The following is a 25,196-nucleotide window of genomic DNA, read 5'->3' as shown; positions in this document are numbered from 1 at the left end:
ATCAGTCAATATTTGTTGATGATGGGTTGGTCTCTTTTTGTATGTCTGCGGTTACGTTGGATTTAGTCCACTATAATAGCCCTATCAAGGCGAAAGAAACCTCTACGTTGGAGTTTATCCACTAGAAATAGCCAATTTGGTGTTTGGAGCTTCAATTTGAGAGTTTAGACTGTATGAAATCCAATCTAGCCTCAAACGAAGTCCGTATGATTGAAATTTTTTGGATGAAATCCAACGTAGTTTTGATCAAGGCGCGATGAAGCCGGGTCAAGACCTGTTAGCTGGTCCAAGCCGGACCGGCATAACCAGCATAACCGCATAACGCGTCGGCATCTGCAATCCCATTAGTAAGCCTCAACCCTAGGCAAGCTCTTGAAGTCTTGACCGGATGGACTCTGGAAGACATGTAGTCCAAACTCCGGCGCAACGGCCAAAATATGATCGAAGATATCGGATTGGACGCCTTCGTATATAGCCCAGTTAATATCATTGGTGAAGGCGTAAATTTCGAGAGGCAGTCCATTCTCCGCGGGGGCGAGCTGTCTGACGATCCGCGTCATGCCTTTATGGATTTTGGGATGCTGCTCCACGTACCGCTCGACATAAGCCCGGAACACGCCGATATTCGTCATGGCTCTGCCGTTCACCGGAACGGTAGGGTCAATCTCGTTTTCCAAGTTGTAATGGAGAATTTCCCTCTCTTTATCCAGGATATATTCGCTCAGGAGATGGATTTTTTTGAATTTCCCGATCATTTCCGGCGTGCAAAAGGAGATGCTGTTCATATCGATGTACACGGCCCGTTTAATGCGCCGGCCCCCGGCATCCTGCATGCCTCTCCAGTTCTTGAACGAATCCGAAATAAGGGCATACGAAGGGATGGTCGTGATGGTCTTATCAAAGTTCTGCACCTTGACGGTATGCAGCGAAATATCGATGATGTCTCCGTCCGCTCCGTATTTGGGCATTTCAATCCAATCGCCCACTCTGACCATATCGTTTGCCGTTAATTGAACGCCCGCAACGAGGCCAAGCAGCGAATCCTTGAAGATCAGCATCATGACGGCGGACAAGGCTCCAATCCCGCTGATGAGAATAACGGGGCTTTCGCCGATCAGATTCGAGATAGCCAGAATCCCGCCAATAATGAACAGAAAGATTTTGACTACCTGAACGTATCCTTTGATGGGACGGCTCCGGGAAATATCGTAAGTTCTATAAATATCGTTAACCGCATTAAGGAAAGCATCCAGCACCAACAGAACCACGATAATAAGATAGATCGTAATTCCCTTCAGAATAAGAGAATGGTAGGCCGAGAAGCTGAACGAGAAATAGTAAAGGATAATGGCAGGAACGATATGGGACAGCTTATGAAACACTTTGCGATCCAGCAAATAATTGTCCCAACGGTACCGGTTGTTCCGGATGTAATGGCTGACGATGCGAAGCACAACCTTTTTGGTTACAAAGTTGGCGGCTATGCTCACGATTCCCGCGATAATTACAATTGCAATACTGGCCAGATAGACAGCTAGATTGGTGTTGACTCCTAAATTGACAAGCAAATCTTTAATAGAATTCATTACTCCTCCTTCATTCAAACAGGGCTCCTTAAGGGAGCTTTTCTATTTTTCGATGGTACTGAAAGCCGGGCTTCCCGTCAACCTGTAGAGGTGCTTGCAAAATAATACAAATATTCGATTCCTTCCTGCATTCATGCCGCCCCGTCCTTATTGATAGGATAGTGAAAAAGGAGGGCTCGCTATGAAATTTCATACGAATCTGACGTTGGAAAACCAGAAGGTTATTCTTCTGCCTTTGCAGGCCGCGCACTTGAAAGAGCTTGCCGGGCTGCTTAGCGATCCTAAGGTCTGGGAGCTGACCTGGAGGAGGAACAATACGGAGCAAGCGATCGAGCTCGCGCTGGAGTCCGCTCTGGTAAATAGAGAAGCGGGAACTCAGCTTCCGTTTACCATCATCGACAAAACTAGCGGACGTATGGTTGGAACAACCCGGCTTGGCGATCTGGACGCGAATAACCGGAACGTTGAAATCGGCTGGACATGGATGGCTCCGGAATTCTGGGGACAAGGAATAAACCCGGCCTGCAAGCTGCTGCTACTTCAATATAGTTTCGAAGAGCTTGGCGTAATTCGGGTCCAATTCTCGGCCAGCGGGAGCAATCTGCGGTCGCAAAGAGCGCTGGAGAAGATTGGGGCAGTAAGGGAAGGCGTGCTTCGAAGGCATCGAGTTGACGTTACGGATGGCGGCACGGTTCACGATAACGTGTTTTACAGCATTTTGGAGGAGGAGTGGCCTCTTGTCAAAGAGAGGCTTCTCAGGATAATGCTTCTAATTTAATATAATGAATATATTTTATTTTGACATAACCGTTGCGGGCATCATATATTGGATGAAGTTGGAACTATTCCTTTAACTAATAGGAGTGAAACGACGATGAATCTATCTCTTATTCAGCCTGAATGGAAAGTAGAAAAGATCGAGGTTGCAACTCTTACGGGCGAGCGCGCGCGAAACGCGGGATCAAACGGCAGGCTTGGCAATCACGGCAAGCATTGCTCGGTCCGTATCGCCCGCCTTACGATTGACGGGGAGACGGGGTATGGTCATACGGGTTCGATGACGGAGGAGCTCGCGGAAGCCGCTCTAGGAATGAGGCTAATAGATCTGTTTGACGCAAGCGGCAGAATTGTTGAGCCTTACCGCATTCCGCTCGAATACCCGATTCTGGACTGGCTGGGTCGCAGATTGAATACCCCCGTGTATGAATTGGTTTCCGCTGCCAACCGTGCTCCGGGAACTCCGCTAGTCGTACCTTGCTATGATACATCGCTGTATTTCGATGACTTGCACTTGCCGAATGAGCGGGATGCGGTCGCATTGCTGAAGGAAGAGGCTGAGCAAGGCTTCTCGAAAGGACACCGCAACTTCAAGATTAAAGTTGGCCGCGGCGGCAGACATATGCCTTTGCTGGAAGGAACGAAGCGGGATATCGCCATTATACATGGCGTCGCCGAGGTTGCCGGACCCGAAGGGAAGATTATGATTGATGCCAACAACGCGTATAATCTTAATCTGACCAAGGAAGTGCTGGCTGCCGTCCAAGATGTGAACCTGCATTGGATTGAAGAGGCTTTCCACGAGGACGATGCCTTATATGCCGATTTGAAGGCATGGCTTCAGGAACGCGGGCAGAATGTGCTTATTGCCGACGGAGAAGGGCTTGCATCTCCTCATCTCGTAAGCTGGGCGAAAAAAGGCCTTGTTGACGTGCTGCAATACGATATTATTTATCCGGGCTTTACGCATTGGCTGGAGCTTGGCGCGGAGCTTGACCGGGCTGGACTGCGGTCGGCGCCGCATTGCTACGGCAATGCATACGGCATTTATGCGCTTGGGCATATGGCGGCTGCAATTAACAACTTTGAGTTTGTCGAATACGACGATATCGCAATAGAAGGAATGGACACGTCTGCTTACCGGGTGGAAGACGGCTATTTCTATGTACCGGACAAGGCGGGCTTTGGCCTCGAATTTGACGGGGAGCTGTTTGCAAGACAGGTTCTGGAGAACGGCTGGAGCCGTTAACCCTATAAACGATAAGATCAGTGCCGCCAGCTTTTAAGCCTGAGACGGTGACTGCTGTTTTGTAGAATCCCGTAATAAATCGAAGATCGCCTATCTGACTGAGCTAGCCGGCTTGGAGATAGGCGGTCTTCCGTTTATTTAGGAACATGAATGATAACATTTCCTTTCTTGCGTCCGGTCTCTACATACCGGTGTGCCTCGATCATTTGTTCCAGCGGATAGCGCCGGTCGATGACCGATTTGATTTTTCCGGCCTCGAAGAGCTCTTTGAGAAAAGCCAGATTTTCTTTCTTCTGCTTGAGGCCGGCTGCGGTAAAGATCGCCTTCTTGCCGCGGGACTTTGAAGTCAGAAGCATGGACAGCATAGCTCCGCCGCTGGGAACGGTAGAAAGATAGATGCCTTGCGGCGTAAGGGAGCCTCTGCACTTGGAGTAAGTACGCTTGCCCACAGCATCAAAAATAACGTCATAGGTCTGACCGCTCCGATTAAAATCCTCTTTGGTATAATCGCTAACCCTATCGGCCCCCAAAGACTTCACCAATTCAAAGTTGCGACTGCTGCATACGCCGGTTACTTCAGCTCCGTAGTACTTGGCAAGCTGTACGGCGTAAGCACCAACCGCCCCGGATGCTCCGTTAATAAGCACCTTTTGCCCCGGTTGAATTTTGGCATGATCCCTAAGAAAGATTAAGGCCGTTAAGGCTCCGTCGCATAAACCTGCGGCTTCATCGTAACCCGCATTGTTAGGTTTAAGAAACACCGGCTGGTCTTCGGGCAAACAGACGTATTCCGCGTAAGTTCCGAAGCGATGGGGGCTAATGCCAAATACCTGATCGCCTTTCTTGAACAACGTTACGTCCTTGCCAACCAAATCAACCTCACCGGCAAACTCAACACCGAGAATAGGATACTTGGGGTTTCTAAGTCCATAGAGAAATCGGATGAAAAAAGGATCCGCTCTCCGGAAGGAACAGTCGGACGGGGTTACGGCAGCCGCATATACTTTTATCCGTATTTCATGCTCCTTGGGAGCTGGTATCTCTACATCTTTGAACTGAAGAACCTCCGGCGTTCCGTATTTCGCGCATACGATCGCTTTCATAAAAATCCCTCCTAGTTTTTTTACCAAGTTTATGCACAATGTAAATCAAAGTATTCTTTATGTCAAGTTAACTTTACATAGATGGGCCGGGAAGAGAATTAGCAGCTTTTACTTCCATAGGATGGGGGGGAGTCATCTTATTGTTCCTGTCAGCAAAGAACCTTCAAATATATAACATATATTGTTAATTTAATGGTATAAACTACAAGCATGAAGAGGGTGTGTACCAAGAAATTTGCCGAATCTCATCGAATTTCCCCTTTTCTAAACCGATTAATGAGACGAATTTCCTCATTTTCTAATTTTAATGTCATGTATATTGACGTAAAGATTTGACCGCCCCTATAATGAGGTTGCGAACAATGGTAACACATTCCAATTTAATGTTCGTAATTAGAAAGAAGAACTGGGGAGTGGAGAGATGAAAAAGAAATGGTTTTATCAGATGGGGGTTGTAGCGGTAGCGCTGAGCATGCTGCTGGCAGCCTGCGGCAACAACAATGAAAAACCGGCATCCACGACAACCGAGAGCAGTTCTACAGAAGCTTCAGGAAATACGATTAAGGTAGGGGTCTTGCATTCCTTAAGCGGTACGATGGCGATCAGCGAAGTATCCGTTCGCGATGCGGAGATGATGGCGATTGAGGAAATTAACGCGGCAGGCGGCGTGCTTGGCAAGAAGATCGAAGCGATCCAGGAGGATGGCGCATCCGACTGGCCGACCTTTGCCGAGAAGGCGCGCAAGCTGCTCTCCGAAGATAAAGTCGCAACGGTGTTCGGGGGATGGACGTCCTCCAGCCGCAAAGCGATGAAGCCGGTGTTCGAGGAGCTTAACGGTCTGCTCTGGTACCCGGTGCAATACGAAGGCCTCGAAGCTTCCCCTAACATCTTCTATACGGGCGCGACAACGAACCAGCAAATCGTTCCGGCCGTTGACTGGCTGCTGGAGAACCGCGGCAAGAAATTTTACCTGCTTGGCTCGGACTACGTCTTCCCTCGTACGGCAAACCTGATCATCAAAGAGCAATTGAAGGCAAAAGGCGGCGAAATGGTCGGAGAGGAATATACGCCGCTTGGCCATACCGACTTCAGCACGATTATAAGCAAAATCAAAGAAGCAAAGCCGGACGTTGTGTTTAACACGCTTAACGGCGACAGCAACGTGGCCTTCTTCAAGCAACTGAAGGATGCGGGCATTTCGGCTAAAGACATTACCACGTTGTCCGTATCGGTAGCGGAAGAGGAAATCCGCGGCATCGGCGTAGATGTGCTGCAAGGACAGCTGGCGGCATGGAATTACTTTGAAACAACGGATACGCCGGCGAACAAGACGTTTGTCGAGAATTATAAGAAGAAATACGGCGAAGACCGCGTGACGGCGGATCCGATTGAAGCAGGCTACACTGCGGTATACCTGTGGAAGGCTGCGGTGGAAAAAGCCGGCTCAACCGACGTGGATAAAGTCAAAGCCGCGGCGAAGGATCTCGAATGGGATGCTCCGGAAGGCAAAGTGAAGATTGACGGCGAGAACCAGCATATTTACAAAACAGTCCGAATCGGCGAGGTGCAGGCGGACGGACAGTTCAAAGAGCTGTGGAATTCGGGAAATGCCGTAATGCCGGATCCGTTCCTGAAAGGCTACGACTGGGCGGCAAGCATTAAGCCAACTGATTAACAAGCGGAAGTAAGCGAAGCAGCAAGGATGAAGGGAGAGTATTCGACAGAGTTAGGCTTCGGATACTCTCCTTTTGTATAACCCCAAAGGAGTTGAAGGCATATGGAGGTCATTACCCTGCAGCTGTTTAACGGGCTGAGCGTCAGCTCGATTTTGCTGCTGATTGCGCTTGGCCTGGCCATTACGTTTGGGCTGATGAAGGTCATTAATATGGCGCATGGCGAGCTCATTATGATTGGCGCTTACTCCACGTACTTGACGCAAAATATGTTTAAAGACGATTTGCCGAAGTCGATGTTCGATTGGTATTTCGTGCTTGCGATACCGGTCAGCTTCCTGATCGCCTTCCTATTTGGCCTTATTCTTGAGATGAGCCTAATCCGGTTCCTGTATGGCCGGCCGCTCGACAGCCTGCTCGCCACATGGGGTGTTGGTCTGGTGCTGCAGCAGCTTGCGAGATCGATCTTTGGCGCTCCTAACGTTGCGGTGACGAGTCCGACCTGGCTGGATGGCGGGGTTAACTTCTTTGGCGCGGTCCTTCCTTATAAAAGGCTGTTTATCATCGGGCTTGTTATTGTCACGCTGCTTGCGATGTACTTCTATATTTACCGCAGCCTGGAAGGGCGCCGAATGCGGGCGGTTATGCAAAACCGCGACATGGCGGCATGCCTTGGCGTATCCACCCGCCGCGTCGATGCGATGACCTTTGCGATTGGTTCGGGAATTGCCGGCATCGCCGGCTGCGCGCTGACGCTGATTGGTCCGATTGGGCCATCGCTTGGCACTTATTATATTGTGGATGCGTTTATGGTGGTTGTGCTTGGCGGAGTCGGCAAGCTGGTGGGCACCGTGCTTGGTGCGCTCGGAATTGGCGTCTTTAACACGATGTTCGAATATTGGACGAATGCATCGCTTGGCAAAGTGCTCGTGTTCATCTGCATTGTTGCTTTCCTGCAATGGAGGCCGATGGGATTTGTCGCCATGCGTTCGCGTTCGCTTGATTCATAGAGAGAGGTGGAGAAGCAAATGTTAACGATGCGAAAACTTTCTCCCCAGCGTTTATGGCTGCTTGCCTGCTACGCGGCTGCTGCCGCTGCCTTGTTCTCGGCTCCGCTCTATTTAAGCGACTTCCGATTAAACTTGCTCGCGAAGTTTTTGGCGTTTGCCATCGTTGCGCTTGGTCTGGATCTGATCTGGGGCTATACCGGTATTCTAAGCTTGGGGCACGGTATCTTCTTTGGATTAGGCGCCTATGCGATGGCGATGTATCTGAAGCTTGAGGCAAGCGGCGGTAAGCTGCCGGACTTTATGGGCTGGAGCGGATTAAGCGAGCTGCCGATCTTCTGGAGGCCGTTCGAGAGCTTTGGCTTTGCGGTGCTGATGGGAATCCTAATCCCTGCTGCGCTGGCGCTGTTTCTGGGGTATTTCACCTTCCGCAACCGGATTCGCGGCGTGTACTTCACTATTCTTACGCAGGCTCTCGTTATTATTACGACAACGCTGCTGGTCGGACAGCAGGCCTATACGGGCGGGACTAACGGCGTCACGGGGTTCGGCAAAATATTAGGCGAGCCGATCGCTTCACCGGATACGAAGCGGATGTTGTATTGGGTGACGGCAGCCGTACTGGTAGCGGTATTTATATTATGCCGTTATGTGGTGAAAAGCCGGTTCGGCAAAGTGCTTCGCGCGATCCGGGACGGGGAGAACCGGGTCCGGTTCATCGGGTATAATCCGGCGGTCTACCAGATGGTTGTGTTTACGATGTCGGCGGCTATCGCCGGTATTGCAGGAATGCTGTTTGTGCTGCATGTCGGCATTATCTCGCCTTCCATGATGGGGATTGTGCCTTCCATTGAGATGGTGCTGTGGGTTGCGATCGGCGGCCGCGGAACCTTGATCGGCGCAGCGCTTGGAGCGGTGCTGATGAACTGGGCAAAAAGCGAATTCAGCACCACCTATCCTCAGGGCTGGACGTATTTTCTCGGCGGCGTGTTTATTCTGGTTGTTGTCTTTCTGCCTAACGGGGTGGCGGGTCTTGCCGCTAAGCTGAAGTTCCGCAAGAAGAAAGAGGAGAGGAGTGAGCCGGAGCATGAGCGAGTCGAGTATCCTGCAATGTAATGAGGTGACGGTAGCTTTTGACGGCTTCAAGGCCATTCAGGGAATGAGCCTGCATTTGCGGAAAGGGGAGCTCCGCTTCCTCATTGGGCCCAACGGTGCCGGCAAAACGACGATGCTGGACGTGATCTGCGGCAAAGTGAAGCCTACGGCGGGTACGGTTACCTTCAAGCAATCCATCGATATCGCGAAGAAAAAAGAACATCAGATCGCCGAGCTTGGCATCGGCCGCAAGTTCCAGGCACCGTCGATTTTTCCGTCGATGACGGTTTTTGAGAATCTCGAGATCGCCATGCGCCAGAAGCGCGGCGTATTTACGGTGTTGTTCGCCCGGATGAAGGCGGAGGAGCGGCAGCGGATCGAGCAGCAGCTAGTTATGATTGGGCTGCAGGATAAGGCGGATTGGCGGGCAGGCGGCTTATCGCATGGCGAGAAGCAATGGCTCGAGATTGGCATGATGCTGCTGCAGGAGCCGGAGGTGCTGCTGCTGGATGAGCCGGTAGCGGGCATGACGGATAAGGAAACGGACAAGACGGGCGAGCTGCTGATCGAGATCGCCCGTCAACGCTCGATTGTGGTTGTGGAGCATGACATGGAGTTTGTCCGCAACTTCGCAAGCAAGGTGACGGTTATGCATGAAGGAAAGCTGCTGAAGGAAGGCACGATGGAAGAGGTGCAGGGCGATGATCGAGTAGCGGAAGTATATCTCGGGAAAAGGCGGGATGCGGATGTTAGCCGTTCAACAGCTTGAAGCGGGATACGGGGAAAGCGTGATTTTGCGTGACGTGACGCTGAGGGTCGAGCCGGGGCAAGTCGTCTGCTTGCTTGGGCGCAACGGCGTCGGGAAGACAACGCTGATGAAAAGCATTATGGGACTGCTCAAGGCGCGGAAAGGAAACGTTGCCTACAACGGGCATGAGCTGACGAAGGCCGCGCCGGGACGCCGCGCAAAGAGAGGAATTGGTTATGTGCCGCAGGGACGCGAGATTTTCGGGCAGCTGACCGTGTACGAGAATATATTGGTCGGCCTTGAGGCAACGCGCGAGAAGATGGCGGCACGTTCTATTCCGGAGGAGGCGATTGCCAAGTTCCCGGTGCTGCCAACGATGTATAACAGGCGCGGCGGGGACCTGAGCGGCGGACAGCAGCAGCAGCTGGCATTCGCGCGTGCTCTCGCGTCAAAGCCGGATCTGCTCTTGCTCGATGAACCTTGCGAAGGCATTCAGCCATCTATCGTTGACGATATCCGCGATGTCATCCGCTACATTAAGGCGGATGGCAAGACATCGATTCTGCTTGTTGAGCAGAGTCTTGATTTCGTGAAAAGCGTCGGCGACTACTTTTACGTGCTGGATAAGGGGGCAATCGCCTGGGAAGGCGGCCTGGAGGATTTAAGCGACGAAGTGATTAAGAAGTATTTGACGGTGTGAGCGGGCGGAATGGGATGGAGCGGCTGCAGCTGTAAGGAAGGTCTAGTAGGCTGCAGGCTGCAGCCTGGCTTGCAAGCTGGGGGACGTTGCACGAAATGCAGGATATTTGCCCAAATCGGACGGTATTGGCGAAATTGGTTGCATAAAATGCATTATAATTCGCCGATTTGAGTCCGATTGGCCTCGTTTTCTCTAATATCCTGCACTCCGTGCAGGATATTTTCATTTCACGCGCTAAATCGCATGATTATACTGCATTTTGTACAACGTAGGCGAACCGCTGCGCAACTACAAAAAGAACAGACCTCTCTGCCGTCAGGAGGTCTGTTCTTTTCTCGTATGAAAGAGTGCTTCCTTATGTTTCTATAAGCTCCAACGGCAAAAAGGCATATTCACCGTTTCTAACAATGCTGCCTTTGCGAACCGGGATGGGATGCTTGAACAGAGGGCCGTCGATGACGGTCGTATGAAATTCACCGCCTTCTCCGCACGGATCAATGCCGCGGGCCAGCAGCTCCTTTATGTAGTCGTGAGTTAATACGCGTCCCAAATCCTCTTCCTTCATCCCTAGCGATAAATTGACAGTAACGACAACGGATATGAATCCGAGATTAATAAACTCTTCAACAGCCTCTTGATGATCCATTTCCCATAGCGGCATCCCAAGCTTTAAGCCAGCGACCTGGGTGACCTTGTCGTGCCAGCAGTCTTGGACAGGCATATCCAAGTCTCCCGTGACTAACACTTCAGCACCTTGATGCTTGGCTTCTTCAAGTAGAGCTATAAATTCCTTTTCGTAATCCTCCCAGCTTGCGGCAGCCGCATATACGGGTAAGCCGATGGATTCCGCTTGGGCGCGGATCAGCTTCGGGGGCATGCCATGAGATCGGGAACGTTTGCCTTCCTCCTCCATCATGACGATCAGCCCAATCGGCTCTCCAACCTTCATGGATTTATACAGCGCAAGAGTGCTGTCTTTTCCCCCGCTATAAGAGGCTATGAAATTATGCCCGTGGGCACCGTTTTTCCAGTTCACCGTTTCTTTCATTTCTTAGATCTCCTTCCAATCCTGCTTTGTGAATTGTATCATCTATTTGCCGTCCCGGCTGCATAGGTGCATTGGATTTCCTCCAGTCAAATCTGGATAAAAGGAGAGATTCCGAGGCTACGATGGATTCACTCCACTATAAAGGGGCAAGAAAGAACCGCTATCGTCCAAATGGGCTTATTATACTGCAGAAAATCCAATGTAGATCGATTTACGGGGAAAAAACATCCCATTATGCTGTATCAAATCCAATGTAGCTCGCGTGCATACATCTCATGGAATAAAAAAAGGCTATCCCGTTAAGGATAGCCTTTTTCATTAGATCTCGCAGGGGCTTACTTCATCCCCGAGATCGAGAAGTTCTCGATAATATGTCTTTGGAAGATGATAAAGATGACGATAATCGGGATGACCATAAAGGTGGAGCCGGCCATCTGGAGCGCGAAGTTGCCTCCGTATTGTCCTTTGAGCAAAGTCAGGCCAACGGACAAGGTGTACAGCTTCTCGTCGTTCGCGATAATAAGCGGCCAGATAAAGCTGTTCCAGCCGGCGATAAAAGCGAGAATGCCTTGTACCGCAAGAATCGGCTTTGAGATCGGAAGCACGATCTGCATGAAGGTGCGGAATTCGCTTGCGCCGTCCAGGCGCGTTGCTTCAAGAAGCTCGTCCGGAATCGTCTGCATGAACTGGCGGAACAGGAAGATGCCGAAGGCGCCGACCAGACCCGGCAGGATAATACCCGCCATCGTATTGGTCAAGTGCATCTCGTTCAGAATGAGATAGATCGGAATCATCGTCACCTGACCGGGAATCATCATGGTAGCCAGCACGAGATAGAAAAGGGCGCTGCCGCCCTTGAATTTATATTTCGCAAACCCAAAGCCGGCCATGGCGTTCAGGAACAGGCCAACAAAGGAGAACACGACGATGATCAGCGTGTTCTTCAAGTAAACGCCAAAGTTCATTTCGGTGAACAGGTGTTTGAAGTTATCAAACGTGGCATCTACAGGCAGGAAGGTCGGAGGGATATTCTGCATCTCCGCTTCCGACTTGAAGGCGGACAGAATCATCCATATAAACGGCAGGATGACCAGAATTCCGCCAATGGTGAGCAGCGCGCCAAGGGCCCATTTCAACGCCAGGTCGTTTTTGGCTGCGCCGGATCCGGATTTTGCATGTGCGCTCATTTGTTCACCTCCTCCTTATAGATCCGTATCTTTGCCCTGCAGTTTGAATTGCAAGAGCGTGATGAGAATGATCGCGAAGAACAGGACGAACGAGCCGGCAGCCGAATAGCCGAAGTGGCTGAGCTGGAAGCCGTTGTGATAAATAAACAAAGCCACGGAAGTCGTGCTGTCCAGCGGTCCGCCGTCCGTCATGATAAACGGTTCTTCGAAGAATTGAAGCCAGCCGATCATCGTTGTAATGGACACGAAGAAAATCGCGAAACGAAGCATCGGAATCGTAATGTAGATGAGCTGCCGGAAGTTGCCGGCACCGTCGAGCTGCGCCGCTTCATAATAAGATTTCGGAATGCCTTGCAGTGCCGCGATAAAGATGATCATGTTGAGACCAATCCCGCGCCATGCGCCCATAATAATGAGCGAGATTTTCGCCATGATCGGGTCCTGGAGCCAAGGCACAGCCGGCAGATGAACGGCATCAAGCAAATAGTTCAGCAGACCAAAGATAGGGTTATACAATAAAGTCCATACAACCGCAACGGCAACAACGTTGGTTACGGAAGGCATATAGTAAATCACGCGGAAGGCGTTAAAGATCCGGTTGCCTCCGAAGTTAACGATAATAGCAATGAGAAGGGAGCCGATCAGAATAAGCGGCACGCCAATAACGACATAAAATAATGTATTTAAGATGGACTTGCCGAACACGGGATCAGCCAATACGTCCACATAATTGTCGAGTCCAACGAATGAAATATTCGACCAGTCGGCAAGGCCGGCAAGGTCCATGTTCGTAAAGCTGATAACGAGAGCGACGACAATCGGTAACAACGAAAACAGTATTAGTAAAATAAGCGCGGGAGCGATAAAGAAATAAGGCGCTTTACTCTGAGAATATCCTTTCATCCATGCTTCCTTTCCTTGCGCTTCTACCGCAAAAAATGATGATAAAACATAACCGGCAGCGTTTCTGTTTAGAAGTGCTGCCGGTCTTCTTGCTTTTATTCTAAGAAGGTAATGTTATTTACTCAGAATATCGGTAGCTTTCTTATTAAAGCTGTTCATTTCGTCTTGCGTCTTCGATTGGCCTCGGTAAATCTTCTCGAACGAGTTCAGTGCTTCTTGCGCAACTTGCTCCCAAGGCTTCAGGAGCGGCATTGGCTCGGAGCTCTTCATTTGCTCGCCGATCACTTTCAGGTTTGGATCGCTAGTCAGCTTTGGATCTTCCCAAGCTTTCTTCGTGGAAGGCAAGGCGTTAGCAAGCTCCAGCCATTTGAGCTGTGTTTCAGGCTTGCTCATGTAAGCAAGGAATTTCATTGCTTCTTCTTTATGCTGGGTATACTGGAAGACGGACAGGTTGGAACCGCCAAGCGCCGAGATGTTGTTTTCTTTTGCAGGAAGAACCGCTGTTGCCCATTTGCCCTTCAGCTCAGGAGCTTGATCGTTAATCAGTTTAACCATCCATGGACCGCTGATGAACATTGGCAGGATGCCGTCGCCTTTGAAGCCGGCTACGATGTCGATGCCGAGGTCAAGCGGAGTATCACCGTCTTTGAAGAAGCTGTTCAGGTAATCAACCGCTTCTACGAATTGAGGCTCATTAAACAGCGGCTTGTTGCCTTCGATCAGTTTGGAACCGTTCTGGCGAGCGAACATGAACATAAGCGTCTGTTCTTTTACGTCAAGGCTGATGCCGTATTTGTTAGCGCCGCGTGCTTTCAGCTTGTCCGCCGCGTCTTTCAGCTCGTCCCAAGTTTTTGGCGCTTGGTCATAGCCGACTTCTTTGAGCAGGTCCGTACGGTAGTAAAGAACTCGAGTATCGATATACCAAGGCACGCCTACGGTTTTGCCGTCATATTTCGTTGTATTCAAGGAACCTTCATAGAAGTTGCTGTCCGCAAGCTCCGGATAGTTCGCGATATCGGAGGACAGGTCCATCAATGCGCCGGCGTTAGCGAACTCCGGAATCCAAGTTGTACCCATTTGCACAACGTCCGGGCCTTTTTTCGACGCAACAGCCGTCAGCAGCTTGTCATGCGCCGTATCCCATGGAAGCGGCTGAACATTGATTTTGATGTCCGGATTTTCGGCTTCGAATTGCTCGGCGATTTTCGGAAGGGATTTTGCTTCTTCGCCCATGCCCCATACATTAAGAGTAACTTTGCTGCCTTTGCCCGTGCTGCCTTGATCCGCGGTGCTGTTGTTGTCTGCTTTATTGCCGCCGCAAGCGGATAGAATGCCCATGAGCAGGACGGAGCCTGCGAGCGTAGCGGTAAGAGATTTTTTGAATGTCATAATAAAAACAAGACCTCCCCATGTTGTCGGTTGTTAAAAAATAGTATGCAGTGGCAATGCTTCAATTATTCGGCTTTGCTTTATAGGCTAGCGCAGCCGTCGTATTCGCTTTTTCAGTCAATCCTCTGTTCGAGAATCGTTTCGATAGTGCCCGATTCCCTCCTTCTCAGATGTTCTTCAAGACAATCCCTTGCGTTTAATTTTAGGCTAACTCATTATTGAAACGTTTCAACGACATTATAGATCAGAGCATAAGCGCTTTCAAGTATTATTTTTTTACACAACGGAATTAATAGAAACGTTTCTATTTATCATTTTTACAAGGTTGACGACCCGAAATTATTTGATTATAATCCTGTTCTAGGTATTATCGAAACGTTTCTATAGTTGATTTTGATTTCATTGGTGTGAAGAATACAACGCGAATAGGCAATCCTACACGTAACCATTTCGGCTATAACATGAGGTTGGACAAATGGGGAGGCATAATTGAAATAATGGAGACAGCAAAAAATACGATCCGTATGGAAAACGGGGAACTGGCTTTCGATTTCTGGAGTAGCGGCGATCTGTTTGTTGCCCGGTCTGGAGAAACGATGCTGAATCAGGTCATGGCGCATCCGGTTGACGGATCCATGAACAATCTTTATCTTCGCAAGCATACAGAGGAAGGCATTCGCTTTGAGCCGATGCTGGGCATTCGCTCATCCAGCCGTTTGACGAAAGCCGGCGATAAGCTGATCTGGGATGGAGCGGCATTTGGCGGCGAATTAATATACAAGGTTTCTTTTATCTTAACGAAGCATGGCATTTGGTTCTGGGACGTAACCGTCCAAGGCGGCAATGCAGCAACGATTGACGTTGTCTACGGACAGGATCTAGGTCTTGGGGATATCGGGGCTGTCCGCACGAACGAGGCGTATATCTCCCAATACGTTGACCATAAGGTCTTCCGGGATGAGCAGCTTGGTTATGCGCTCTGCTTCCGGCAAAATCAGCCGATGGGAGGGGCTTTCCCTTACATGCAGCATGGTTCGCTGACGGGAGCGGCAGGCTATTCGACAGACGGCTTCCAATTCTTCGGCTTAAGCCATAAAGAGACCGATGTGCCGGAAGCCCTGCTGCGGCCTACGCTGGCGAATGAGATCTATCAATATGAATTCACGTATGCGGCCCTTCAAACTCCGAAGACACCGGTTCAAGGCGAAGCACGCTTCGTATTCTATGGACTGTTCAAGAAGGATCATCCTTCTGCGGTTGAGAAGCTTGAATATATCGAGGAAGTGCTGGAGGCTTGGAAGCAAGTAGAGTCTGCTGACAAAGCTGAGGCGGAAGAGACTTATCCGAAGGTTATCGTATCGTCTGCGATCGGATCGCCGCTTCGTACATTGTCTATGGATCCGGAAGAGATCAAGTCGATGTACCCGAACCGGATGCAGGAAGAATTCCAGGACGGTCAACTTTTGTCCTTCTTCACCGAAACGCATGAGCATGTGGTGCTTAAGGAGAAGGAGCTGCTAGTCGAGCGTCCGCATGGCCACATCTTGATGTCCGGCGGCAATGACCGCATGACGGACAACGTGATGACGACGACCTCTTATATGTATGGGATTTTCAACTCGCAGCTTCTGGCGGGCAATACGAATTTCCACAAAATGATAACCAATGCTCGCAACGCGCTTAACGTGCTCAAGACTTCCGGCCAGCGCATCTACGTTGAAATTGACGGCGTTTATCGCTTGCTAGCGATGCCTTCGATGTTCGAGATGGGCTTCAACTATGCGAAATGGTTCTACAAGACGGCGGACGATACGCTTGTCATCACGAACTACACAACGGTGGATTCGCCGGAGGTTCGTCTGGAGCTTCGCTCGCAGAAAGGGCTCGGCTACCGGTTTAGAGTGACGAATCAGGTGTCGATGAACAATAACGAATACGAGCTGCCTTACTCCATGGAAGAGAAGGACGGCGTGCTGATCTTCAAGGCAGACAGCGGGTCGCAAAGCACGAAAGTGTTCCCGAACCTGCAATACCGTCTGCGCGTAGACGGTGCGGCAGTTACCGTAGCGGACGAGAGCGTCCTTGCCGAAGGCTTAACGCCAGGTGCGGCATCGCTTGTAGTCCTTGAGCTTGCAACAGCTTCGGCTTGGACCATTACGGTTCAAGGGCTGCTGCAGGGCGAAGATCTGCCGTTTGAAGAAAAACAAGCGGCAGACGAGATCGAGCGCTATAGAACCTTTTTGCGTCAGGTGATGAACGGTTTCCAGCTATCCCATGACGGCGCCGCGCAGGCTGAACTCGCCAAAATGAACTCGCTCGCATGGTGGTATACGCATAATATGCTCGTCCACTATTCGGTGCCGCATGGCCTCGAGCAATACGGCGGAGCGGCTTGGGGCACGCGCGACGTATGCCAAGGGCCGGCGGAATACTTCCTGTCCACGCATAAGTACGAGCAAGTGGCGGAAATTCTGAAGACGGTTTACTCGCATCAATACGAAGATGAAGGCAACTGGCCGCAATGGTTTATGTTCGACCGTTATTACCGGATCCAGCAGGAAGAGAGCCATGGCGATATTATCGTGTGGCCGCTGAAGGTGCTTGGCGATTATCTGGCCGCGACCAAGGATTACGGCATTCTGGAGCAACGCGTTCCTTACTCGATTCGCCATACGGGCGAATTCACGGCACAATCCGCGACTTTGCTTGATCACGCAATCAAGGAAATCGACTATATTAAAGAGCATTTTCTGCATGGCACGCACTTGTCCTCCTACGGCGACGGAGACTGGGACGACACGCTGCAGCCGGCAAATGCCCAGCTCAAAAAATATATGATCAGCAGCTGGACGGTTTCGCTGACTTATCAGGTTATCGCGCAATTCGGCCGCGTGCTGGAAAGCTTTGATTCCGCGCTTGCCGAGGAACTTGCGCAGCTGGCGGCTGGCATTCAGGCGGACTTTAACCGCTACATGCTGGCGGAAGAGGTTATTCCGGGCTTCGTCTACATGGAGAAGCCGGAGGAAGCGAAGCTGATGCTGCATCCGACGGACACGACTACGGGTATTCAATACCGTCTGCTTCCGATGACGCGCAGCATGATCAGCGAGCTCCTGACGGAAGAACAAGCGGAGGCTCACTACCGCATTATCAAAGAGAAGCTGTACTGTCCGGACGGCGTACGTCTGATGAACCGGCCTGCGAATTACGCGGGCGGCGTCAGCGTAAACTTCAAGCGCGCGGAACAGGCCGCTAACTTTGGACGGGAGATTGGCCTGCAGTACGTCCATGCGCATATCCGTTTCGTAGAGGCGATGGCGAAGCTGGGCAAGACCGACGAAGTATGGAAGGGACTCTTGACCATCAACCCGGTTGGTCTTCGCGACGTTGTTCCAAACGCCGAGCTGCGTCAAAGCAACTCCTACTTCAGCAGCTCCGACGGCAAGTTCATGAACCGTTATGACGCTCAGGAGCGCTTCGGCGAACTGCGTGACGGCAGCGTGCAGGTGAAGGGCGGATGGCGCATTTATTCGAGCGGCCCGGGAATCTACATGAACCAGCTGATCTCGAATGCCCTCGGGATTCGCCAGCTTGGCTGTGACCTTGTTGTCGATCCGGTATTGCCGGAGAAGCTGGACGGACTAACGTTTGATTTTGGCTGGAACGGCAAGCCGGTTACGTTTGTCTACCGTCTAGGCGGAGGAGCGAGCGTAAGCCGCATCCTCATTAACGGTCAGGAAACGGAGTTCACCTATACGGATAACCGTTACCGCGACGGCGGCATGCGTATTGCGGAAGAACAGCTGACCGCAAGCCTGCGCCCTGAAGGCAACCGGATTGAAATATTTATGTAATCGGAAGGACTGGCGGTATCTAGGTGCCGCCAGTCCTTGTGTTATAGTAGAATAAGGACAAGGAGGAGTGGGAACTGTGGTCAGCATTAAAGACATCGCCAAACAAGCGGGCGTTTCAATATCGACCGTATCTTACGCATTAAACGGTAATCCGAAAGTAACGGAAGAAACAACGGCCAGAATATTGGCGGTTGCCAGTGAATTGAACTATGTCCCGAATGCTGCCGCGCGATCGCTCAAGCGGAGAGAAACGAAAATCATCGGGGTATTTCTGACCGATTTCAGCGGGGCGTTCTATGGAGACCTCCTTCAGGGGATGAAGGAAGTGCTGTCGGTCAAAGGCTATGATCTAATCGTCTGCAGCGGCAAGCAGTCGCACCGCATGCTTCCGGAGAGATTGATCGACGGAGCCATTATCCTCGACGAGACGTTCGACAGCAAGGAGCTGGCCAGCTACGCGGAACGCGGGCACAAGCTGGTCGTGCTGGACCGGGAGCTGAACCACGCGAACGTTAACCAGGTGCTGCTCGACAATAAAGCCGGAGCGGCGCTGGCGGTCGAATACTTGCTGGAACAAGGACACCGGAAGCTGTATGCCATAACGGGGCCAAGAGGCTCCTTTGACTCCAAGCAGCGCTTGGCGGCGGCCACCCAGGTGGTAGAGCGCGCAAGCGATGCTTCGCTTACCGTTATTGAAGGCGATTTCAACAAGTCCTCGGGCGAGCATGCCGCGGCAAGATTAGTCGCGGACGGCATTATCGGCTCCATAGGCGAACCGGCGGCCATATTCTGCTTCAACGACGAAATGGCGATCGGGATGTGCCATTACCTGCAAAGGAATCATCCGGATATTGTAATCGGCCGGGATCTGCATCTCATCGGCTTTGATAATCTGGAGCTGTCCTCCTTCATGCATCCTCGCCTCGCTACCATCGATTATTCAAAGCGCAAATGGGGAGCTATTGCGGCGGAGCAGCTGCTCCGGCTGATTGGCGGCCAAGAGGTCGAGCAGGAGCGTATCTATGTCTCACTTATTAAAGGAGAGACGGTAGGTTCCGCTAATCTTTAACGAATAGACTGCATCGTCATGTGCCTAGGCGCATTCGACGGTGTATTTTTTTTTCATTGCAGAGGCAAGGATAGTAGTAATTCCTTGCCTTATTTTTTGTTGCGTTGGCGGAAGGCCTTCGCGGTCATGCCCGTCTCTCGTTTGAACATGCTGCAAAACTGCACCTCGCTGGAAAAGCCGCAAGAGTGGGCGATTTGCGATACTTGCTCATTCGTCTCGTACAGCATGAGCTTGGCGTAGTTCATCCGCTTTTGGAACAGAAATTGAAGAGGAGGCATGCCGTACTCTTCCTTAAATAAGTGGCGAAAACGGTCATAGCTGTAGCCGGACATTTTGGCCAATTCTTCGACGGTGATTTTTTGCCTGAAATGCTCTTCCATATAGTTTCTTACATATTGCAATGGATTCGGAGACGACTGCTCGGACTTTCTCGTATCCGTCAAACGGCTGATTAGAATGACAAGCTCGCCAATCATGAGATTCAGCATTTCGGAATAGCCTTGTTTCTTGCCTGAGAACTCTTCATTCATGCGCAAAATAAGAGGTTTGATGCCGCTGTTCCCATGATCCTTAATGATCGTATTGATATTTCCAAGGGCGCCATGATCGGTATGGAAACCAATGAACAGCACATCACCCTCGGAATCATGCCGTTCGTCATGTACCGTGCCGGGAGAGATAACGGCAAGCATGTCATCGCCAAATGAGTAAAATTTGGAGCCGATGCGGCTCTCGCCCGACCCTCCGAAATAATAGACCAGCTCGTAGCATTCGTGGCTGTGGGGAGGAATATAACGGCTTTCTTCCCTTTTGGAATAGAATAGAAAGTCGAGAAGATTCACCAAGCTCACCTCCGTCAATTTAGCCGAATCATATAATAATATTGGCCGAATGGCAATAAAGATAACGGCGGTAGTTTGCTACAATGAGGTCACATTGATAGCCGTAGCAACTGCCGGCACAGGTCGTATGGCCTTCGATGAAACACCACTATGAAGCGAGGAATCGGTCAATGAGAAAAGCATTAACGCTGCTGTTTCTGATGGCACTAATTTTTGTAACCGCTTGCGAAAAAAACATTTCTACCCCGGATTCAACCGGCGGTGCAGCTTCGAATAAAGAAGCCAATGCGGGTACGACAACCGGCGGAAAGAATGCCTTTAAGGCTGTGCTGCTCATTCCCGGCACGCTTGGAGACAAGTCGTTCTTTGACGCTGCTAACGCCGGGTTGGAGAAGGCGAAGCAAACGCTTGGCGTAGAGACAAAAGTTATCGAGATGGGCACGGATCAAACGAAATACGGGCCGACACTGGAGGACGTTGCCGCTCAGGATTGGGATCTTATTATTTCCGGCGGCTCGCAAATTACCGAGCTTATGAACGCTGCGGCCCAGAATCATCCGGACAAGAAATTCATTAACTACGATACGGACATCCCGGAGCTTGCCTCCAACGTTTACGGCGTATCTTACGCAACCAATGAGGTTTCCTTCCTTGCGGGAGCAACGGCGGCGCTTGCTTCAACTTCCGGATTGCCGAATGCTAATCCGGACAAGAAAATCGGATTTGTAGGCGGGATGGATATTCCGGGCATCAACGCCTTCCTTGTAGGTTATATCGAAGGGGCGAAATATGTTGTGCCCGACATAAAAGTAGCGATTTCCTACGCGGGAGACTTTGCGAATCCGGGCAAAGGGAAGGAGCTTTCGCTGCTGCAGTACAAATCGGGCGTTGACGTGATCTTTAACGTGGCCGGCGGTACGGGATTAGGCGTATTCGACGCCGCTAAGGATCAGAAGAAATATGCGATTGGAGTCGATTCCGACCAGTCCGCTATGATGCAAGGGACCGACGACGAGAAAGCGAATCTGATTATTACGTCTGCGATCAAGAAGATCGATGATGTTATTCTGAATGCGGTGAAGCAGGCCAAAGACGGCTCTCTGCCAACCGGGAAGCTTGTTGTAGCGGGTCTTCTGCAAGGCGGGGTCGGTTTGGCCGAGAACAACGTTTATAATTCCGTTCTCCCAGAGGAAGCCCGCAGCAAGATCAAAGAATTAACATCAAAGCTCGCATCCGGAGAAATTAAAGTCAGCAACGCTATGGGCATGGATACGGCGCAGATCGAACAAATTCGCCAATCGGTGAAGCCTTAAAACGGGCTTTTCGACGGGGGATTCTGCCATGCGGAATCCCCCTTCATTTTGAAATTAAGAAAGGAGATGTCAACGAATGGGATCTTCTCCATTGCTTGAAATGCGCAATATAACCAAGGTGTATCCGAATGGCGTCGTGGCCAATTCGAATGTCAACTTCTCGCTGAACGAAGGAGAAATTCATGCCATCGTTGGCGAGAACGGAGCCGGCAAGTCCACTCTCATGAAGATGATCTTTGGCATGGAAGAGCCAAGCGAAGGCGAAATGCTTCTGGCTGGGCGCAAAGTAAAGTTCCGTTCGCCGCAGGATGCGATAGACAACGGCATCGGCATGGTGCATCAGCATTTTATGCTTGTTCCCTCTTTCTCGGTTGTGCAAAATATCGTGCTTGGCATGGAGCCGACCAAGGGTGGTTATATCAACTGCAAAGAAGCCGTACGAATGACGGAAGAGCTGTCAGCCAAATACAATCTTGCGATAGATCCGCTTGCCAAGGTGGAGAACCTGTCCGTGGGCATGAAGCAAAAGGTCGAAATTCTGAAAGTGCTTATTCGCGGCGCCAAAATTTTGATCCTGGACGAGCCTACCGCCGTCCTGACGCCGCAAGAGACCGAAGAGTTGTTTCGAGAGCTGAAGGGGCTGAAGCGCGAAGGCCATACGATTGTCTTTATTTCCCACAAGCTGAAAGAGGTAAAAGAGATTTGCGACCGCATTACGATTATGCGAAGCGGCAAGACGGAAGGCGTATTTACGACTTCCGACATGTCGGAGCAGGATATCTCCCGCCTCATGGTCGGCAGGGATGTTGTGTTGAAATATGACAAAACCGATCGTCAGGCCGGTCCTGCCGTTCTCCGGGCGAAGGATTTGTTCTACGTTGGCGCGGAAGGCAAGCCGCTGCTTCGCAATGTCAGCTTCTCGGTACGCGAAGGCGAAATTGTCGGGATAGCCGGCGTGGAAGGCAACGGACAAGCGGAGCTTGTACAGGCGTTGACCGGCAGTCTTCCCGGTGTCACTGGGACGGCTGAAGTCGCAGGGGAGAGTATGATCGGGCGGTCTATCAAGGAAGTCCGCGATAAGGGCGTTTCGTACATTCCGGAAGACCGGATGCGGCAAGGAGCGGCCAAGGACGCCAGCATTTCCGATAATTTAATCGCAATATTCTACCGCATGAAGGAGTGGAACCGGGGCTTTTTCTTAAACAAGAAAAAAATTACCCGGTTTACCGAGGAGCAAATAACACGTTATAACGTTCGTTGCAAAGGGCCGGAGCAGCCGATCGGCATGTTGTCCGGCGGCAATATGCAGAAAATTGTTGTCGCGCGTGAATGCGAAGCGGCGCCAAAGCTGCTGATTGCCGAGCAGCCGACGCGGGGCGTGGATATCGGGGCGGCGCGGCTTATTCACGAGAGGCTGCTGGAGATGCGGGATGATGGCTGCGCGATATTGCTGTTGTCGGCGGATTTAAATGAGATTTTGGAGGTGAGCGATAGTCTGCTCGTGATGTATAACGGGCAGTTTGTTGCTTATTATCCGGACGTTAAGCAGGTCACGGAAGAAGAATTAGGCTTTGCGATGCTTGGCATCAAGCGCCAGGACGAAGCCGAAGTAAGGAGAGCTCTCCATGATTAAAGCCATCCACTTTGAGAAAATACGGACGATTGCGGTCATTGCGATATCGCTGCTGCTGACGCTTATCGTTATTGCGGTTGTAAGTGACGACCCGCTGCGTACAATGGTCGTGTTCTTGACGGAGCCTGTCTCTTCGGTATCGCATATCGGTAACGTAGTCGAGATGGCGATTCCTTTAATGTTTACAGGCTTGTCCGTTGCTTTGTTGTTCCGGGCGAATTTGTTCAACCTTGGAGCGGAAGGGCTGTTCTATTTTGCCGGTATCGTAGCATCCGCTATAGCCGTTCATTTTACGCTAAGCTCATTTGTACACCCGATCGCTGCCATTCTGGCAGGCGGGTTGACAGGGGCTCTATTGTCGGCGATTCCGGGTATATTGAAAGCCAAATGGAACGTAAACGAGCTGGTCACCTCGCTTATGTTCAACAGTATATTGTTTGGCGTCGGCTTGTACTTTTTAAACTACAAGCTGCGGGATCCGCAGGCGTTCGTTAATGCCTCCTACAAATTCCATACCACGGCCATGCTCAATAATCTCGTGCCGGGAACACGGATTCATATCGGCCTGATTCTTGCAGTCTTGTCTGTTGTGGCCGTGCATTATTATCTTTACAAAACAAAATGGGGCTACGAGCTGCGCATGACGGGCTCGAACCGTTCCTTTGCCGAGTACTCCGGGATTAATACGACCAAGGTCATCATCGTGGTCCATCTTATTGCAGGCTTCCTTGCGGGTATGGGCGGCTCGGTCGAGGTGCTGGGGATGTACAACCGCTTCCAATGGACGGGGCTCCCGGGATACGGACTGGACGGGGCGCTTGTGGCGCTTCTCGCCAAAAACAACCCGCTGTCGGTTATCGGCGCAGCGTTGTTTCTGGCTTACATCCGCATCGGCGCGGATCAAATGGCCCGCATGTCCGATGTGCCCGCGGAGTTGATTTCCATCGTGCAGGCCGTCATTATTCTGCTTATTTCCGCGGAACAGTTTCTGAAATTCTGGAAAACTCGCATGCTGCTCAAGGAGGCGGGTATTCGTGAATAATTTCTTTCCTATTTTGTTCTCAACGGACTTCGCTTTCTCCGTGCTCCGCGTTATGACGCCAATCCTGTTCGCGGCGCTGGGAGCACTGATCTCGAATAAAGCCGGCATCGTCAATATCGGGATGGAAGGAACGATGCTTACTTCGGCGCTAACGGGTGTTATCGTCAGTGCCTATACGGGAAGCGCCTGGATCGGGCTGCTTGCCGGAATGGCTTCGGGAGTGGCGATCGCGGCCTTGCTTGGATTTTTTACTCTGAAGTTCAAAACCCATATTATTCTGGGCGGTATCGCGGTGAACATGTTCGCTTCGGGCGGCACCGTATTTATCTTGTATTTGGTCAGCGGGGACAAAGGAGCTTCGACCTCCTTAAAAAGCGGCGTGCTTCCATCGGTTCATATTCCGCTTCTGCAGGATATCCCTGTCATTGGTCCTATTCTGTCCGGTCATAACGTGCTTACGTATGTTTCGCTGCTTTGCGTTGCCGGCCTCTATTATATGCTGGCGAAAACTCCGCTTGGCCTGCGCATCCGTGCCGTCGGCGAAAATCCGCAAGCTGCCCAGTCGGTTGGGGTCCGCGTTAACCGCGTGCAATTTACGGCGCTGCTGATCTCCGGATTTTTCGCGTCGCTAGGCGGCGTGTATATGTCGATGGGGTATCTGTCGCTCTTCACGCGGGATATGACGGCTGGGAGAGGATGGATCGGCATTGCGGCTGAAGCCGTTGGACGCAGTACAACGTTAGGCACGTTCTTGTCCTCTTTGCTGTTCGGAGCGGCCGATGCGCTGGCCAATGCCCTGCAAGTATTGAAAATTCCTGCGGAGCTGATCGGAACGACGCCTTATGTCGTTACCGTAATCGGTCTCGTTGTATACGCGCTTACGGAAGCAAAGGTTAAGAGCCGGAAGCTTGCCAAAACCCTAGAGAAAAACAAATAAACACCGGAGTGTTCGCCGAAGGAACAGATTGCTCGGCAAGC

20 protein-coding genes are annotated in these 25,196 nt (G+C 51.1%); 13 read left to right on the top strand and 7 right to left on the bottom strand.

All coding sequences use genetic code 11. The features are described from left to right. Positions 1–344: 344 nt before the first annotated feature. Positions 345–1,586: a mechanosensitive ion channel family protein gene (locus tag WFK81_RS26730; RefSeq protein ID WP_336789980.1), complete on the bottom strand. Its 1,242-nt coding sequence runs from the start codon at positions 1,584–1,586 to the stop codon at positions 345–347. A gap of 181 nt (positions 1,587–1,767) precedes the next feature. Here WFK81_RS26730 and WFK81_RS26725 point away from each other — a divergent pair, with 181 nt between their 5' ends. Both WFK81_RS26725 and WFK81_RS26720 read left to right on the top strand, forming a co-directional pair. After that, complete coding sequence (locus WFK81_RS26725) at positions 1,768–2,364, top strand: GNAT family N-acetyltransferase (RefSeq protein WP_336789978.1); 597 nt, start codon at positions 1,768–1,770, stop codon at positions 2,362–2,364. A gap of 96 nt (positions 2,365–2,460) precedes the next feature. Continuing rightward, positions 2,461–3,612, top strand: coding sequence for an enolase C-terminal domain-like protein (locus WFK81_RS26720; RefSeq protein WP_336789976.1), 1,152 nt, complete (start codon positions 2,461–2,463; stop codon positions 3,610–3,612). 134 nt (positions 3,613–3,746) lie between these two features. Here WFK81_RS26720 and WFK81_RS26715 read toward each other — a convergent pair whose 3' ends face one another. After that, positions 3,747–4,715 carry an NAD(P)-dependent alcohol dehydrogenase gene (locus tag WFK81_RS26715; RefSeq protein ID WP_336789974.1) on the bottom strand — a complete coding sequence of 323 codons (969 nt, stop codon included), beginning with the start codon at positions 4,713–4,715 and terminating at the stop codon, positions 3,747–3,749. Between the two features lie 421 nt (positions 4,716–5,136). Between WFK81_RS26715 and urtA the strand changes: the two genes are divergently transcribed. From urtA to urtE, 5 genes are all read left to right on the top strand, one after another. Further along, complete coding sequence (gene urtA / locus WFK81_RS26710; RefSeq protein ID WP_336789972.1) at positions 5,137–6,390, top strand: urea ABC transporter substrate-binding protein; 1,254 nt, start codon at positions 5,137–5,139, stop codon at positions 6,388–6,390. A 102-nt stretch (positions 6,391–6,492) separates the two neighbouring features. Next, positions 6,493–7,398, top strand: a complete 906-nt coding sequence (gene urtB, locus WFK81_RS26705; RefSeq protein WP_336789970.1) for an urea ABC transporter permease subunit UrtB — start codon at positions 6,493–6,495, stop codon at positions 7,396–7,398. An 18-nt stretch (positions 7,399–7,416) separates the two neighbouring features. Then, positions 7,417–8,511: an urea ABC transporter permease subunit UrtC gene (gene urtC / locus WFK81_RS26700; protein WP_336789968.1), complete on the top strand. Its 1,095-nt coding sequence runs from the start codon at positions 7,417–7,419 to the stop codon at positions 8,509–8,511. Further along, a complete protein-coding gene (gene urtD, locus WFK81_RS26695; RefSeq protein ID WP_336789966.1) occupies positions 8,483–9,259 on the top strand; it encodes an urea ABC transporter ATP-binding protein UrtD in 777 nt (258 codons plus the stop codon). Before urtC ends, urtD begins: the two co-directional genes overlap by 29 nt. Next, positions 9,237–9,938, top strand: a complete 702-nt coding sequence (gene urtE / locus WFK81_RS26690) for an urea ABC transporter ATP-binding subunit UrtE (protein WP_336789964.1) — start codon at positions 9,237–9,239, stop codon at positions 9,936–9,938. The genes urtD and urtE overlap by 23 nt, the downstream gene beginning before the upstream one ends. A gap of 355 nt (positions 9,939–10,293) precedes the next feature. On the opposite strand, the gene WFK81_RS26685 is transcribed toward urtE, so the two are convergent. The 4 genes from WFK81_RS26685 to WFK81_RS26670 form a co-directional block, all read right to left on the bottom strand. Further along, the gene (locus tag WFK81_RS26685) at positions 10,294–10,986 is read right to left on the bottom strand and encodes a diphthine--ammonia ligase (protein WP_336789962.1); all 693 of its coding nucleotides are present in this window, start codon (positions 10,984–10,986) and stop codon (positions 10,294–10,296) included. 335 nt (positions 10,987–11,321) lie between these two features. After that, positions 11,322–12,173 (bottom strand): carbohydrate ABC transporter permease, encoded by an 852-nt coding sequence (locus tag WFK81_RS26680; RefSeq protein ID WP_336789960.1) that lies wholly within the window; start codon positions 12,171–12,173, stop codon positions 11,322–11,324. Between the two features lie 15 nt (positions 12,174–12,188). After that, on the bottom strand, positions 12,189–13,076 hold the full coding sequence (locus WFK81_RS26675; protein WP_336789958.1) for a carbohydrate ABC transporter permease: 888 nt from the start codon (positions 13,074–13,076) through the stop codon (positions 12,189–12,191). 114 nt (positions 13,077–13,190) lie between these two features. Further along, complete coding sequence (locus tag WFK81_RS26670) at positions 13,191–14,465, bottom strand: sugar ABC transporter substrate-binding protein (RefSeq protein ID WP_336789957.1); 1,275 nt, start codon at positions 14,463–14,465, stop codon at positions 13,191–13,193. A gap of 497 nt (positions 14,466–14,962) precedes the next feature. Between WFK81_RS26670 and WFK81_RS26665 the strand changes: the two genes are divergently transcribed. Both WFK81_RS26665 and WFK81_RS26660 read left to right on the top strand, forming a co-directional pair. After that, positions 14,963–18,319, top strand: coding sequence for a GH36-type glycosyl hydrolase domain-containing protein (locus WFK81_RS26665; RefSeq protein ID WP_336789955.1), 3,357 nt, complete (start codon positions 14,963–14,965; stop codon positions 18,317–18,319). Between the two features lie 76 nt (positions 18,320–18,395). Then, positions 18,396–19,388, top strand: a complete 993-nt coding sequence (locus WFK81_RS26660; protein ID WP_336789953.1) for a LacI family DNA-binding transcriptional regulator — start codon at positions 18,396–18,398, stop codon at positions 19,386–19,388. Between the two features lie 89 nt (positions 19,389–19,477). Here WFK81_RS26660 and WFK81_RS26655 read toward each other — a convergent pair whose 3' ends face one another. Further along, complete coding sequence (locus WFK81_RS26655) at positions 19,478–20,230, bottom strand: helix-turn-helix transcriptional regulator (protein ID WP_336789951.1); 753 nt, start codon at positions 20,228–20,230, stop codon at positions 19,478–19,480. 170 nt (positions 20,231–20,400) lie between these two features. Between WFK81_RS26655 and WFK81_RS26650 the strand changes: the two genes are divergently transcribed. From WFK81_RS26650 to WFK81_RS26635, 4 genes are all read left to right on the top strand, one after another. Beyond that, positions 20,401–21,543, top strand: a complete 1,143-nt coding sequence (locus WFK81_RS26650) for a BMP family lipoprotein (RefSeq protein ID WP_336789950.1) — start codon at positions 20,401–20,403, stop codon at positions 21,541–21,543. A 76-nt stretch (positions 21,544–21,619) separates the two neighbouring features. Next, complete coding sequence (locus WFK81_RS26645; RefSeq protein WP_336789949.1) at positions 21,620–23,176, top strand: ABC transporter ATP-binding protein; 1,557 nt, start codon at positions 21,620–21,622, stop codon at positions 23,174–23,176. Then, positions 23,169–24,218 (top strand): ABC transporter permease, encoded by a 1,050-nt coding sequence (locus WFK81_RS26640; protein WP_336789947.1) that lies wholly within the window; start codon positions 23,169–23,171, stop codon positions 24,216–24,218. The genes WFK81_RS26645 and WFK81_RS26640 overlap by 8 nt, the downstream gene beginning before the upstream one ends. Beyond that, positions 24,211–25,155, top strand: a complete 945-nt coding sequence (locus tag WFK81_RS26635; protein WP_336789946.1) for an ABC transporter permease — start codon at positions 24,211–24,213, stop codon at positions 25,153–25,155. The genes WFK81_RS26640 and WFK81_RS26635 overlap by 8 nt, the downstream gene beginning before the upstream one ends. The last annotated feature ends 41 nt before the right edge of the window (positions 25,156–25,196 follow it).

Origin of the sequence: Paenibacillus sp. MMO-177 (assembly GCF_037147795.1) — a bacterium.
GTDB lineage: Bacteria > Bacillota > Bacilli > Paenibacillales > Paenibacillaceae > Pristimantibacillus.
Note: the sequence above shows the minus strand (reverse complement) of the source record. Positions and strands in the feature narration are given on the sequence as shown.